Annotated in this window: 10 protein-coding genes and 1 pseudogene; 5 read left to right on the forward strand and 6 right to left on the reverse strand. The window is 43.2% G+C overall.

The genetic code is table 11. From position 1 onward, the window contains the following. Positions 1-114: 114 nt before the first annotated feature. Both H6G97_RS33700 and H6G97_RS33705 read right to left on the reverse strand, forming a co-directional pair. Positions 115-579, reverse strand: a pseudogene (locus H6G97_RS33700) (MFS transporter); the annotation flags it as partial. 44 nt (positions 580-623) lie between these two features. Beyond that, positions 624-1046 (reverse strand): GxxExxY protein, encoded by a 423-nt coding sequence (locus H6G97_RS33705; protein WP_190944786.1) that lies wholly within the window; start codon positions 1044-1046, stop codon positions 624-626. 58 nt (positions 1047-1104) lie between these two features. On the opposite strand from H6G97_RS33705, the gene H6G97_RS33710 reads away from it, so the two are divergent. Both H6G97_RS33710 and H6G97_RS33715 read left to right on the forward strand, forming a co-directional pair. Continuing rightward, the gene (locus H6G97_RS33710) at positions 1105-4089 is read left to right on the forward strand and encodes a valine--tRNA ligase (RefSeq protein WP_190944777.1); all 2985 of its coding nucleotides are present in this window, start codon (positions 1105-1107) and stop codon (positions 4087-4089) included. A gap of 138 nt (positions 4090-4227) precedes the next feature. After that, positions 4228-4662, forward strand: coding sequence for a hypothetical protein (locus tag H6G97_RS33715; RefSeq protein WP_190944778.1), 435 nt, complete (start codon positions 4228-4230; stop codon positions 4660-4662). Between the two features lie 111 nt (positions 4663-4773). Here H6G97_RS33715 and H6G97_RS54960 read toward each other — a convergent pair whose 3' ends face one another. The 3 genes from H6G97_RS54960 to H6G97_RS33730 all read right to left on the reverse strand — a co-directional run bounded on the left by H6G97_RS54960 (position 4774) and on the right by H6G97_RS33730 (position 8617). Then, positions 4774-7653, reverse strand: a complete 2880-nt coding sequence (locus H6G97_RS54960) for a cadherin-like domain-containing protein (RefSeq protein WP_190944779.1) — start codon at positions 7651-7653, stop codon at positions 4774-4776. Positions 7654-7820: 167 nt separating this feature from the next. Then, entirely contained in the window at positions 7821-8381 is a 561-nt protein-coding gene (locus H6G97_RS33725; RefSeq protein ID WP_190944780.1) for a hypothetical protein, read from the reverse strand. A gap of 62 nt (positions 8382-8443) precedes the next feature. Then, positions 8444-8617: a hypothetical protein gene (locus H6G97_RS33730; protein WP_190944781.1), complete on the reverse strand. Its 174-nt coding sequence runs from the start codon at positions 8615-8617 to the stop codon at positions 8444-8446. A 737-nt stretch (positions 8618-9354) separates the two neighbouring features. Between H6G97_RS33730 and cysC the strand changes: the two genes are divergently transcribed. Further along, positions 9355-9909: an adenylyl-sulfate kinase gene (gene cysC / locus H6G97_RS33735; protein WP_190944782.1), complete on the forward strand. Its 555-nt coding sequence runs from the start codon at positions 9355-9357 to the stop codon at positions 9907-9909. 179 nt (positions 9910-10088) lie between these two features. On the opposite strand, the gene H6G97_RS33740 is transcribed toward cysC, so the two are convergent. Continuing rightward, positions 10089-12101 (reverse strand): ABC1 kinase family protein, encoded by a 2013-nt coding sequence (locus H6G97_RS33740; RefSeq protein WP_190944783.1) that lies wholly within the window; start codon positions 12099-12101, stop codon positions 10089-10091. A 299-nt stretch (positions 12102-12400) separates the two neighbouring features. On the opposite strand from H6G97_RS33740, the gene recN reads away from it, so the two are divergent. Next, the gene (gene recN, locus H6G97_RS33745; protein WP_190944784.1) at positions 12401-14149 is read left to right on the forward strand and encodes a DNA repair protein RecN; all 1749 of its coding nucleotides are present in this window, start codon (positions 12401-12403) and stop codon (positions 14147-14149) included. A 155-nt stretch (positions 14150-14304) separates the two neighbouring features. Then, positions 14305-14949, forward strand: a complete 645-nt coding sequence (locus tag H6G97_RS33750; protein ID WP_190944785.1) for a CHAT domain-containing protein — start codon at positions 14305-14307, stop codon at positions 14947-14949. The last annotated feature ends 146 nt before the right edge of the window (positions 14950-15095 follow it).

Below are 15095 nucleotides of genomic sequence, written 5' to 3' on the forward strand. Positions count from 1 at the left end.
TCAAATTGCTACGGTATGCTTTAGTCATTTGCTCACAAGGTGCTGGTTTCTACAAATCTCAGCATAAGCTTTGTGAGCTTTCTTACAACATTACCCTACTTTTAAAACATCCTCTAATATCCCTGAACCGAAGATAACAGCAAGTCTATAAGAAAGTGAACGAATCCCGACAAAGAAGGCTTGTTGTTCTGGAGATAAAGCGAGGAGGTAGAACCCATCTGTGGCAATGTCATAAGTTGCAGAAATAAATGCTCCTATTGTTAATGTTGCGAGGGAGATGAAAAAGAAATTTGGGAGTTGTAAGGAAAAAGCTATCAAACCCAAGCAGCAGAACATGGCAAATTGGGTGTAAATTATCCATTTGCGTTTGGTAGAGTAGGTATCGACAATTGGGGCCCAAAACATTTTGATAACCCAAGGTAGATAGAGGAAGCTTGTCCACAGGGCAATTTGAGTGTTATCTATTCCGAGCTTTTTGTAAAAGATTACGGAAACTGTGTTGATGATGATGTAAGGTATGCCGGAGGTGAAATATAGGGTGGGGATAAATGTCCAAGGGGAGGTTGTTTGGTGTTTCATGAGTTTGGGGGACGAACCGCAGAGGCGCAGAGGGCGCAGAGGGATTAAGAGAGGATGATACGTTTGATGCCGTCTTTGAGGAGGGGGACGTTAAAGTTGATGAGAAGGGCTAAGGGGTAATTAGTCATTTTAAGGTAGGACAGGACTTGAGCTTCGTGGATTGGGGCTAAATTTTGAACAGCTTTTAATTCCACAATTAGACAATTTGCAACCAGAAAGTCTAATCTACCCTTGCCTACTTCATGTCCTTTGTAATTCACTATTACCCCCTTCTCAACCACATGAGGTATCCCGCACCTGAAAAATTCTATAATTAACGCCTCCTTATACACCTCCTCCAAAAACCCTGGCCCCAACACCCTATGTACCTCAATCGCCGCCCCAATCACCTCACCCGTAAGCCGATTCATTTCCTCTCCTAACTCTCTTCCCTCTGCGTTCTCTGCGCCTCTGCGGTTCGTTTCCATCAATCCCTCTCCAACCCTATGGCAAAATTTATTAAAGTCCTTCCTTAGTTTGCCCAGCATGACCGCAACCATTCCCAATCTCCCCAGTCTCTACGACCCCTTTTCCACTGAAGCCAAGTGGCAAAAATTCTGGGAAGACAACCAAGTTTACAAAGCTAACCCCAACAAAGGCGGCGAACCCTATTGCATCGTCATTCCCCCCCCAAATGTCACCGGCAGCTTACACATGGGTCACGCCTTTGAAAGTGCCTTAATTGATACCCTCGTGCGCTACCACCGGATGCAGGGGCGCAATACCCTATGGCTACCCGGAACTGACCACGCCAGCATCGCTGTGCATAGTATGCTGGAAAAGCAACTCAAAAAAGAGGGTAAGACTCGCGACGAATTGGGGCGCGAAAAATTCCTAGAACGCGCTTGGCAATGGAAGGCGGAGTCTGAGGGAACGATTCTGAATCAGCTACGACGCTTGGGTGTCTCGGTGGACTGGTCACGGGAAAGGTTTACCCTGGATGAGGGTTTATCTAAAGCTGTTGTCGAGGCATTTAGTCGCCTCTACGAGGAAGGCTTAATTTATCGTGGTGAATATTTAGTTAACTGGTGTCCAGCTTCCCAGTCGGCGGTGTCTGATGTGGAAGTGGAAAATCAAGAGGTTAATGGAAATCTCTGGCACTTCCGCTATCCCCTCACCGATGGTTCTGGTTTTGTAGAGGTGGCGACAACTCGACCAGAAACGATGCTGGGTGATACGGCTGTAGCGGTTAATCCCAATGACGATCGCTACAAACATCTCATCGGCAAAACTCTAACTCTGCCAATTCTACAACGAGAAATTCCCATTATTGGTGATGAATTCGTTGACCCGACTTTCGGCACGGGTTGCGTGAAGGTAACTCCCGCCCATGACCCGAACGATTTTGACATGGGTAAGCGTCACAATCTGCCGTTAATCAACATTATGAACAAAGATGGCACTCTCAACGCCAATGCCGGGGAGTTTCAAGGACAAGACCGCTTTGTTGCTAGAAAAAATGTGGTTTCTCGCCTAGAAGCAGATGGCTTTTTGGTGAAGATAGAAGATTATAAACATACCGTTCCCTACAGCGATCGCGGTAAAGTACCTATTGAACCCCTCCTCTCAACTCAATGGTTCGTCAAAATTCGCCCCCTAGCTGACAACACTCTCGAATTCCTTGACCAGCAAACTTCTCCAGAGTTTGTCCCCCAACGCTGGACAAAGGTCTATCGTGATTGGCTAGTAAAACTCAAAGATTGGTGTATCTCTCGCCAATTATGGTGGGGACATCAAATTCCGGCTTGGTATGCTATCAGTGAAACGGGTGGACAAATTACCGATAATACGCCGTTTGTCGTAGCGAAATCGGAAACTGAAGCTTGGGAAAAAGCTAAATCACAATTTGGCGAAAATGTCAAGTTAGAACAAGACCCAGATGTGCTGGATACTTGGTTTTCTTCTGGACTGTGGCCGTTTTCGACTTTGGGCTGGCCGGAACAAACTCAAGATTTAGCAACTTACTACCCGACTACCACTTTGGTAACAGGCTTTGACATCATCTTTTTCTGGGTAGCCAGAATGACCATGATGGCTGGGCATTTTACGCAGCAAATGCCTTTCCAAACGGTTTACATTCATGGTTTGGTGCTAGATGAAAAAGGTCAGAAGATGTCAAAGACCAAAGGTAATGGCATTGACCCGTTGTTATTAATTGACAAATATGGTACTGATGCCCTGCGCTATACCTTAATTAGAGAAGTAGCTGGTGCTGGACAAGATATCCGCCTGGAGTATGATCGCAAAAAGGATGAATCAGCTTCTGTAGAGGCATCCCGCAACTTTGCAAATAAGTTGTGGAATGCTGCCCGGTTTGTGATGATGAATTTGGATGGACAAACGCCGCAACAATTGGGGAATCCAGTAGCCACAGAATTGAGCGATCGCTGGATCATCTCGCGGTATCATCAAGTTATCAAACAAACCACTAATTACATCGATAATTACGGTTTAGGGGAAGCAGCAAAAGGACTCTACGAATTCATTTGGGGTGATTTCTGCGACCAGTATATTGAACTAGTGAAATCCAGATTGCAAACAGATGCCGATGCAGCATCGCGGCGGGTAGCACAGCAAACCCTTGGCTATGTACTGGAAGGGATTTTGAAACTGCTTCATCCCTTTATGCCTCATATTAGCGAAGAAATTTGGCAAACTCTCACCCAACAACCAGCAGATTCCCCGCAAACGTTACCATTACAGACCTATCCCCAGGTGGATGCGAGTTTAATTGATCCAGCTTTGGAAGAACAGTTTGAATTGCTGATTGCTACTATCCGCACAATTCGGAATTTGCGTGCTGAAGCAGATATTAAGCCAGGGGTAAAAGTAACAGCGAATTTGCAAACTGAGAGCCAAAAGGAGCGGGGAATTCTCACTGCGGGGCAATCTTATGTTAAAGATTTGGCTAAGGTTGAGACTTTAACCATTGCTGACAAGCAAGAAAACCAAACTGTTGCTGCGAAAAAACCTCAGAGAGGTTTGAAGACAATTGGCTTAATTATTGTAGCCATTGTCTTTGTTAGATTGGGTTTAGCTGCGGGAAATGCCATTGATGACATTCCCATCCTCGGAACTTTTTTTGAACTAGTTGGTTTTAGTTACACAGCTTGGTTTGTTAGCCAAAATTTACTCACTGCCCAAGCGAGACTTAGTTTATGGAGACGCTTTTTCCCGCAGAGAGAATTAGAACAATCACAAGAACCAGAAAATGCGATCGCAGGTGTAATTGGTACAATACAAGTGCTAATTCCTCTAAGCGGTGTGGTAGATATTGAAGCTGTGCGTGCCAAGCTAGAAAAAAGCTTGAGTAAAGCTGAAGCCGAAGTTCAATCCCTGAGTACCAGATTAAACAATCCTAGTTTCGTAGATAGAGCTAGAGCCGACGTGGTACAAGGAGCGCGGGACGCTTTAGTAGAAGCACAGAAGCAAGCTGAAATTTTGCGCGATCGCCTGCGTGGCTTAGGATAACTGTAATGGGTAATGGGAGTGTCAATAATTCCCAATTACCCATTATTAATTAACAAAATCCAAATATCAATTCTGGTATCTATTTTTTTATTAAATTATTTTGAATTTTGAATTTTGAATTGGAGCAAAGCGACCCTCATGCTATATCTAGCCCAGGTGCGTAAAAACGATTTTTTAGAGCAGCACCAGTTACGCTTGTTGGCGCGTCAAGAAGCTGATAACTTGTGGGCGATAATTCCCGAAGAGGCTTTCATTTTGCTAGGCAAGGGAAAGATCATGAGTGAGAACTTGCTTGTTTTAGTAGAACTTTCCTCTACAGGCGACATTGAAAGACTAGAAGATGCCACCAACTGGGTACTCCATCTGGTACAAAGCTACCTCACCATCGGCATTACCCCAGAATTTTTGCAGCACGAAGCCGAACGAGCAGAACATTGGCGACAATCCCTGACGTTGCAAAACCAAGACTTAGCGCGGCGTTCTTTAGAGTTGGAAGCTAGACGCGAACAAATTCAAGCCTTAGAAGAAAGCCTCAAACGCGAGAAAAATGGTTATCCCCAAGAGGAAAGTTAAAAGTTTGCAGTTGTATTGCATTTAAGCGTCTATTTATGACAGATTACCCAGCAAGAGTTGATTTGTTCTCTTACTGGGTAATTTACCAATGCTAGCAATAGTTAGCTTTCGTTAGGCGATGACAGTAATATTTGCATTAGTAAGCGCTACCTTGTTCGATAACTGGGCTATTTGAACTTGTGCAGCTTTACCAATCCCATCTGCGTCAAAGAATAGGTTTCCTGTAGTTTGATCGTAGATAAAGCGATCGCCTACTGTTATTGCACTAGTCCCAAGTCGGAACAAGCCGGAATCGAGTATGGTATTCTGAGATTGAACAAGTCCGAATTCAGCCTTGGAAATTAAGATAGTATCATCTCCAAGAGTAAAATCAGTGAGGGTATCGGCTCCAGTGCGGCTACCAGCCAAGTTGAAGCTATCTAGCCCAATTCCACCATTCAGCACATCTTGACCTATTCCACCAACTAGTAAATCATCGCCTACACCACCGAATAAGGTGTCATTGCCTGAGTTCCCAAAGAGGCTATCATTACCATCTCCTCCCGTTAAGATGTTAGCAGCATTATTTCCCATCAGGATGTTATTAAGGCTGTTACCAGTACCATTGATTAGCTTGGTTCCAGTCAGAGTCAAGTTTTCCAGGTTATTTCCCAACACCCAACTCACCGAAGACTTGACTAAATCTGTGCCTGCATCTAAGCCTTCAATAATAGAGTCGTTCACGTTGTCTACTATGTAAACGTCGTTGCCGATTCCACCATTAAAACTGTCAGTTCCTGCACCTCCATCCAAGATATCATCGCCTGCACCGCCCAACAAGGTGTCATTACCTGCACCGCCCAACAAGGTATCATTGCCATCTTCTCCACTTAAGGTGTTAGCGCCACTATTTCCCGTCAGGATGTTATTAAGGCTGTTACCAGTGCCACTGATTGCTCCGCTTCCAGTTAAAGTCAGCTTCTCCAGGTTATCTACCAACACCCAATTCACCGAAGACTTGACTAAATCTATACCTGCATCTAAGCCTTCAATAATCGAATCGTTCACCTTGTCTACGATGTAAATGTCATTGCCAGCTCCACCAATGAGACTATCAGATCCTAAACCTCCATCTAAGGTGTCATCGCCTACACCGCCGAATAAGGTGTCATTGCCTACACCACCAATCAGGCTATCGTTCCCATCTTCTCCACTCAAGATATTAGCGCCAGTATTTCCAATCAGGATATTCTTAAGATTGTTACCAGTACCATTGATTGCTTCGCTTCCAGTCAGGGTCAAGTTCTCCAAGTTAGCTCCCAACACCCAACTCACTGAAGACTTAACTAAATCTGTGCCTGCATTTAAGCCTTCGGTAATCGAATCGCTGATGTTGTCTACGATGTAAATGTCATTGCCGACTCCACCAATAAGACTATCAGCTCCCAAACCTCCATCTAAGGTATCATTGCCAGCACTGCCCAACAAGGTGTCATCGCCTGCACCACCAAAAAGGCTATCGTTGCCATTTTCTCCAATCAAGATGTTAGCGCCAGTATTTCCAATTAGGATATTCTTAAGGCTGTTACCAGTACCATTGATTGCTTCACTTCCAGTCAGGGTCAAGTTCTCCAAGTTAGCCCCCAACACCCAACTTACCGAAGACTTAACTAAATCTATGCCTGCATTTAAGCCTTCAGTAATCGAATCATTCAGGTTGTCTACGATGTAAGTATCATTACCTTTACCACCGATGAGGCTGTCAGCCCCTGCACCACCATCTAAAGAATCATTTCCATCGCCGCCATAAAGAGTGTCGTTATCACCTAGTCCTTGGAGGGTATCATTGCCCTGCAACCCTGAGATGATATCCATATTCACCGTACCAGTCAGGTTGTCTGCAACTAAAGTGCCATTAATCGGAGGGGTGATTTCATTAATGGTCAACTTGACGGTAGCAGTACTACTGCCTCCGTGCCCATCACTTATAGTGTAAGTGAAGCCATCGGAGCCATAATAGTTTTGGACAGGTGTGTAAGTGTAAGTATTGTTGTTGTTGTTGTTAACTAAAGTTCCTTGGCTAGGTTGGGTAAAGTCAGTAATGCTCAATACGTTACTAGCATCGACATCTGTATCATTACTCAACAAAGTAGTAGCGCTAATGATAATAGGCGTGTTTTTGTTTGTGGTAATGTTGTCGTTAACAGCAACGGGTGCATCATTCACTGCCGTAATATTAATATTGCGGGTAACGGCAGTACTATTAGCAGCCCCATCATTAACTATAAAGCTGACAGTTCGAGGTGTGAGACTGGGGTTATCACTGCTATTGCTATAAGTAATGGAACGTAGTGCGGTTTGATAGTCAGTAACGCTGGAACTGCCAGTTAAGCTTAAAACACCTGTGTTGCTATTGTAGCTGCCCGTAATCCCATTTTGGCTAGTGAAGGCAAGGGTATCTTGAGCAGCAATAAAGCCATTGGTAATTCTAACGGTGGCACTAGCTAGGTTAGGGGAGTCTACGTCGCTAACAGTGATGCCTGAGTCGATGACTGTAGTGGCGTTCTCAATGTATACCAGGGCAGAGTTAGTTGCAGCAGCAACAGGTGCATCATTCACTGCCGTAATATTAATATCGCGGGTAACGGCAGTACTATTAGCAGCCCCATCATTAACTACAAAGCTGACAGTTCGAGGTGTGAGGCTGGCGTTATCACTACTATTTGTATAAGTAATGGAACGTAGTGCGGTTTGATAGCTAGCAACACTGGAACTGCCAGTTAAGGTTAAAACACCTGTGTTGCTGTTGTAGCTGCCCGTAATCCCATTTTGGCTGGTGAAGGAAAGGGTATCTTGAGTAGAAATAAAACCACTGGTAATGCTAACGGTGGCACTAGCTAAGGTAGGAGAGTCTACGTCGCTTACGGTGATGGCTGAGTCGATGACTGTAGTGGCGTTCTCAATGTATACCAGGGCAGAGTTAGTGGCAGTAGCAACAGGTGCATCATTCACTGCCGTAATATTAATATCGCGGGTAACGGCAGTGCTATTAGTCGCCCCATCATTAACTATAAAGCTGACGGTACGAGGTGTGAGACTGGGATTATCACTGCTATTGCTATAAGTAATGGAACGTAGTGCGGTTTGATAGTCAGTAACGCTGGAACTGCCAGTTAAGCTTAAAACACCTGTGTTGCTGTTGTAGCTGCCCGTAATCCCATTTTGGCTGGTGAAGGAAAGGGTATCTTGAGCAGCAATAAAGCCATTGGTAATTCTAACGGTGGCACGTCATCAGATCCATCTAGATCAAACTTACTCCAGGAAATGGCAAAGGTCCCATTTGCATTCATCGCTATCGCTACAGTGGGGTTCAAAATGCTGTTGATGTCGGTATTGACCTTAAATTCGCTCCCTTGAGGCACCCCATCATTGTTGTAGCGTTTGGCATATATCCCAGTGCTAGACGTGTTCTCATCAAAATTAGTCCAGGAAATGATAAAGTTCCCGTTTGCATCCATCGCTACTGTGGGGATACTTTGATCGCCTGTGGTTATGGTATTGACCTTAAATTCATTCCCTTGACGCACCCCATCATTGTTGTATCGTTGGGCATATATTCCACCAACCCCGTTCTGATCAAAACTAGTCCAGCAAATGACAAAGTTTCCATTTTTATCTATCGCTACTGTGGAGTTAGATTGATTACCGATAACAGCAGTATTTACTTGGAATTCAGTCATAAAAACCCTCTAAAAAACTAAAAATTTTATTTCAACAATTACGCTCTGATTAAACAGATTCCTTAGTCATTAGCAATCACCGCACTTGGTCGCAGTGAGCAGTTCAAATCTGGCGCAGTAAATGCTTGGCAGATTTCTTTTAGCTCCTGGTTCAAAAGCATCGGGTGCTGTACACCAGCCAGAAACTGCACATCATAAATTTCTTGAGAGCCTGTAGTAAACTTCAGAATTACCACTGCTCACCTACTGCCCATCCAGCAAATCCACGACTGCTACGCCACAGAGCAACCACTCAAATTGTTGGGTAATGGGCAACCCTTCGAAAACATACCGTTCCCGAATCTGGCAAAGTCCGACTAGGACCTAATACCCCACGCAGCACAACCCCTCAAAAATCCTGGCAGCACACAGACTACTAAATATGCGATCATTGTCAATAAACAAACCTGTATCTAGGAACAGAATCTAAAAAAATTGCCCCAGATAACAGGTCACACCTTCCGAAAGCTGCATTGTGTAAACTTTACAAACATTGGGATCTTAATTTTTTATAATGTTTTACTGGTAAGTCTAATTTGGCAACCTACTGTTATAATAAAGACTATCTAAGCAAAAAATAACTGTATATATACTGGATATAAAATTTGGTTAAAATTTTAATAATTGGCAACCTAAGTCAGCAAATTTTGTTTGCATAGGGAAGAGGGTGGTCATTAGGTTTGAGAAAATGCGTAAGTATACCCATCTTCAATATCGCCAATCTATGTATTAAATACTTAGTCTAATGCGTGTAAGTGCAACTACTTTGCTCGAAATGAGTAGAGATAAAAGTAGCAACGTTCACACAAATCGCCAAGCAAAGCCTAAAATTCTTGTTAAGAAAGGATTATAAAAATAAAATTGCTATTTGACTCGAAAGTACCCAAAAAAACTTTTTTTTGGTGTGCCATTTTAAGTGTAAGACGGAGACAAAATGATACAACAAGAGTGTGGCGTAACAGTATGGTTTACTGGTCTAAGTGGCGCAGGTAAAACTACTATCTGTCAATTCGTCGAGAAGGAACTATGGACACAGGGATACAGAGTTGAAGTTCTGGATGGCGATGCGGTACGTCAAAACCTATGCAAAGGATTGGGTTTCAGTAAAGAGGATCGAGAAGAGAATATTCGGCGCATTGGCTTTGTGGCTCATCTTCTTACCAGAAATAATGTAATTGTATTGGTTTCGACCATTTCACCGTACCGCGAAATTCGGGAACAAGTGCGCCAAAGTATTCAATCTTTCATTGAAGTTTACGTCAATGCATCATTAGAAGTTTGTGAACAGCGAGACGTAAAAGGACTATATAAAAAGGCAAGAGCCGGGGAAATTAAACACTTTACTGGTATTGATGATCCTTATGAAATACCACTCTCTCCTGAAGTGGAATGTAAAACTAATCAAGAAAGCATTGCTCAGAGTGCAAACAAGGTTTTAAAAAAGCTGGAAGAGTTGGGTTATATGGTAGCTAAAGTGAATGATTTATGACTTAAAGAAAGTTTTTAACAATAAATAATTCAGAAGTCAGAGGCCAGAATTTAAAATTGAATTCTGTGCTACCGGTAGATAGTGCAGCCTTTTCGAGTCTGCGTTTTCACAGCATCTAGTAGAAAATGTCTTGATTCTGAATTCTGAATTATATATTCTTCTTCAACTCATAACTTTCACTACGATGCCAATAATTGCCGAATTAACCTAGCTACAGCTTTTTGCGTAAAGCGGTTAGCAATTTGTTGACCCAAGCGCTGTACATCTGAATTTACCAATAACTGGGTAATTTGGGACGCAAGTTGCATTGGCTCAAAGCCTCGTGTTTCTTGGAGAATACCTAATATACGTTTGATGTGCTCTAAGGTTTGTTGTTGCTCAACGGTCGCCGATGGAATTTCATTAACTGCTGTCAATCCTACCCGTTCCCGCAACAAGGAGGTAAAGTTATGCAAAACATTTTTACCTAAAGCATCGAGTCCATTAATAGATTCATCTACTAGCTTGTCACGAATGAAAGCGCCGCGTTCAGATGATAGAAATTCTATCCCCTGATTCAGCACTAGATTAAAGTCGTAGTCTTGGCTATTACGCGCATTTTTTAACAAGTTTTCTAAGCGGTTCCAGCGAAATCTGCCATCTTTAAATAGCAAATCTTGCAATGATGCTCTTAATTGCGGTGCTGGATCGGTTAGCAGGCGTTTAGAAACGTAGGGATAAGCTTCGCTGAGAACTTTAAAGTTGGGATCTATAAATATTGCAATCCCTTCGAGTGTCACAAGGGAGCGAATAATTAAGGCGTAATAGGGCGGTACGCGGAAAGGATACTCGTACATCAAAGCCGATAGTTCATCGGTGATGCTTTTAATATTAAGATCGGCAACACTAGCTCCTTCGGCATCAGCAAAGACTCTCGCAAAAGCTGGGATAATTGGTGTTAAATCGGTTTCTGGTGATAAAAAATCTAATTTAACGTAGTCTTTTGCTAATCCTTCAAAGTCGCGGTTGACAACGTGGACGATCGCTTCAATCAAACCATAACGCTGTGGTGGCTTAATCTCGCTCATCATCCCAAAGTCGAGATAAGCTAATTTGCCATCGGTAGTAGCTAACAAATTACCAGGGTGAGGATCTGCATGGAAAAATCCATGTTCTAGCAACTGGCGCAGGGAACACTGCACACCCACTTCAATTAGATAACGAGCATCTATGCCTTGGGCGCTAATTTCTTCTGTCTGGGTTAATTTAGTACCGTTAATCCACTCCATCGTTAAGACGCGGCGATTGGTGTATTCCCAGTAAATTTTCGGCACATATACGTCTTTTATATGACCATATAACTCGAAAAATCTTTCAGCATTTTCACCTTCGTGGATGTAGTCCATCTCTTCAAAGATGCGATCGCCTAATTCATCGAGAATACCAACTAAGTCACTTTTTACCCGTTTGACCTTTTTTTGCACCCAAGCAGCGAGGTTACGCAAAATATACAAATCAATGGTTATCCCCTCTCTTAAGTCGGGACGTTGGATTTTAACGGCGACTTCTTCACCAGTTTTTAGCTTACCTTTATAGACTTGCCCCAAGGAAGCCGCAGCAATTGGCTGGGCCGAGAGTTCGGCATAAACCTCTTCTGGAGGTGCGCCTAGTTCTTCTTTGATAAATTGATAAGCAATTTCGTTAGGAAAAGGCGGTAATTGATCTTGTAGCTTAGTTAATTCTTCTAGGTATACAGGAGGAACAAGATCCGGTCTGGTGGACAAAGCTTGTCCGATTTTGATGTAAGCAGGCCCCAACTGGGTCAGCAATACTCGTAGCTGAGTGGCTCGGCGGCGATCATTTTTGACGACAATTCCCCGCTTACTATCCGACCATAACCCAAAAGCAAATGATAAAGTCGGCCCCAACACGGCAAAAATCCGCCGTACAACTTGCAAGGGTCTTTTTTGATAATGCGCCGCTATACTCACGGGATCGTAAAGCGTCTGAGGTTCGGCTGTTATCCTCACCTTTTGGGCAGCTAATAGTTTTAGCGATGTCTGCGACGGGCTAGGATTACGCACAACCAAGCCTTGTGTACCATTTTCTTCTGGCACTATATCAATAACGTCCAGTTCGCTTCGGCTATTTGTGCCGTTGCGACTGTCCTCCTGAATTGGTCGGGAACTAGGGGGAAGTGTCTTAACAATCATGAAAAAGGCCACCAGTCAGAACGATCACATTAAGTATTGTAACAATATGTTGAGGGATTGGGAATGGGGCATCCCTTCTCTGCGAGACGCTACGCGAAGCCTCAGGGCAAGTAGGCATTGGGCATTAATTGAGGAACTAGTTTTTTCTAGTCCCCAGTACCCAGTCCCCACTGGTCTGCTACACTTAAACGGGCATACTAGTTCAATAGTATTAGGTATTGCTAGTTGCTAAAAGATGAGACTTATTATCTTGTAAATTAGAAGTATCCGGCATCTGCCCTCATGGAGAACTTGGCTTGATGTTGCTTTGCCTAAGAATTGAAAACTTTGCCCTAATTGACCAACTAGAATTGGAATTTGGTGCGGGACTAAATGTGTTAACAGGTGAAACCGGCGCTGGAAAATCGATTATTTTGGATGCGATTGATGCCGCTTTGGGCGGTAAAGTGTCTAGTCGAGTCATTCGCACGGGGACAAGTCGGGCAATGGTAGAAGCTACTTTCACTTCAAATGCCCCCTTAGCAGCTTGGTTGACTGAACAAGAAATAGATTTGCTTGATGAAAATTCAGTAGTGATTAGCCGAGAAATCACAGCGACTGGGAGTAATATCCGCAGTCGATCGCGGGTGAATGGTGTGTTGGTAAATCGGCAGATCATGGGCGGAATGCGCGAACGCTTGGTGGAAATTACAGCCCAAGGTCAAACGGTGCAAGTGGGACAATCTGCCCAAGTCCGCGATTGGTTAGATTTATATGGCGGCGACTCTCTAATGCAGCAGCGTCATAAAGTCGCTACAAGCTTTAGTAGTTACCAACAGGCGCATTTAGCATTAGAAAAACGCCGGACATCAGAACGGGAACGATTGCAACAATTCGACTTGCTCACTTATCAAGTGCAGGAATTGGGAGCAGCAAACCTTAGTGAACCTAATGAATTGGAACCGTTGGGACAAGAACGGGAACGCCTAAATCATGTCGTCGATTTGCAACAAATGAGTTACAAGGTCTATCAGGCTTTGTATCAAAACGATAATGAAACTCCCGCCGCAGCTGATTTATTGGGAGACAGTGAGACGATATTAAATGACATGGTGGAATATGATAGCCAACTACAACACCTATTGGAATTGGTGCGGGACGCGCAAGCTGCGGTGATGGAAGTGGGAAGGCAGATTAATGCTTATGGGGATGGCTTGGAAGCCGATCCGCACCGATTGGAAGAGGTGGAAGAACGGATTCAGGAATTAAAGCAAATTTGTCGTAAGTATGGGCCGACGCTTACAGAAGCGATCGCTTATTACCAACGTATCCAAGAGGAATTAGCCCAACTTAATGACAGCGAACAATCTATCGAAAAGTTGGAACAGCAAGAAAAGGCGTATTTTGAAAAACTCACCCAAGCAAGTAATCAGTTAACTCAAATGCGGAGTAAGGCGGCTGCTAATTTAGAATCACGTTTGATAGCTGAACTCAAGCCCCTAGCGATGGAAAAGGTAAAGTTTCTGGTTGAAATATTACCAGCTTTCCCAACTGCGATGGGAGCAGATAAAATTACCTTTACATTTAGTTCCAACCCTGGAGAACCACTACAACCTTTAACGGAAGTTGCCTCTGGCGGGGAAATGAGCCGCTTTTTACTAGCTCTGAAAGCTTGTTTTTCTCAAGTTGACGTGGCTGGGACAATGGTATTTGATGAAATTGATGTCGGGGTTTCGGGAAGGGTAGCCCAAGCGATCGCAGAAAAATTACACCAGCTAAGTCAACGCAACCAAGTATTGTGTGTCACCCACCAGCCTTTAGTTGCGGCAATGGCCGATCGGCATTTCCGTGTGGATAAGCAAACTATTAATGAAGGCAAAGGTAAAAAAGCTAACAATGGAAATGCTGAACAGCGTACTGTTGTCAGAGTTACTACCTTGGATAATTTAAACACTCGCCGGGAAGAATTAGCGCAGTTAGCTGGTGGTAAATCTGCAAGCGATGCGATCGCCTTTGCTGAATCTCTGTTATTGCAAGCTGCTAATCACCGTCGCAGGGAGCATACTTGACCAAATAATTACTAATTCGTAATTAATGCTACAGAGCAATTTGATTAATCAATGGAGACATAGAAGCATATAAGCTGTTCCACATTAGCGACAACAACAAGCCAATAATCTGGCATTCTAATAAACAAGACTTAGATGCCTTAATTGATTGGAGAATGAAATATCTCGGTGACTACTATAACCCAGAAGACCAAGATCAAATTCAATGGCAGAATCAGCTAGAAGAACACCTGAAAAAGTTAGCAGAAATTCTGCATCTTGAGGAAATCTTAGACCAAGTACCCAAACAATGCAACAGATTAATCCTTATTCCTCATCGCTACTTACACCTGTTTTTTCTCCATGCTTTACCTGTCAAAGAATCATACCTAATTGACTTATTGCCCAACGGCGTAGGCTATGCACCTAGTTGTCAACTTCTGCAACAAGTGCAACTGCGCCAACGTCTTGATTTTCAATCTTTCTTTGCCATCCAAAACCCCACAGAAGATTTATATCAAGGCTACGAAAGAGATTTAGGAACAGTTACAGCCATTAAAAAACAGTTCACTGATGCTAATATTTTGAAGCAAGACCAAGCTAACAAGTCAGCAATTTTGCTCGGCATTAATGAAAATATTCACAATGTCACACTAAATCAAAAATTGCTAAAAGCTAACTGTGCTTTTTTCTTATATCATGGATACTTTAACTTTGCTTCTCCCCTGGTAACGGAAATAGACCCCAATTCTGGCAAGATTTTTTCAACAAAGAATGTAAGAAATGGCGAGAACAAATCCAAACAGATATTAACTATCTGACTCCAGGTCAAGAATTATTTGGGCAATTGGTTGATAAGCTGTTCCACATCTAATTTGCATAAAATGTAAATTAAATAAACTCGTGGACTTACTGCTATGCCAGCCAAAGGATACTTAAGTAAATTACAGAAAGAGAATTTACAAAA

This window comes from Nostoc flagelliforme FACHB-838 (genome assembly GCF_014698065.1).
GTDB classification, from domain to species: Bacteria; Cyanobacteriota; Cyanobacteriia; order Cyanobacteriales; family Nostocaceae; genus Nostoc; species Nostoc flagelliforme_B.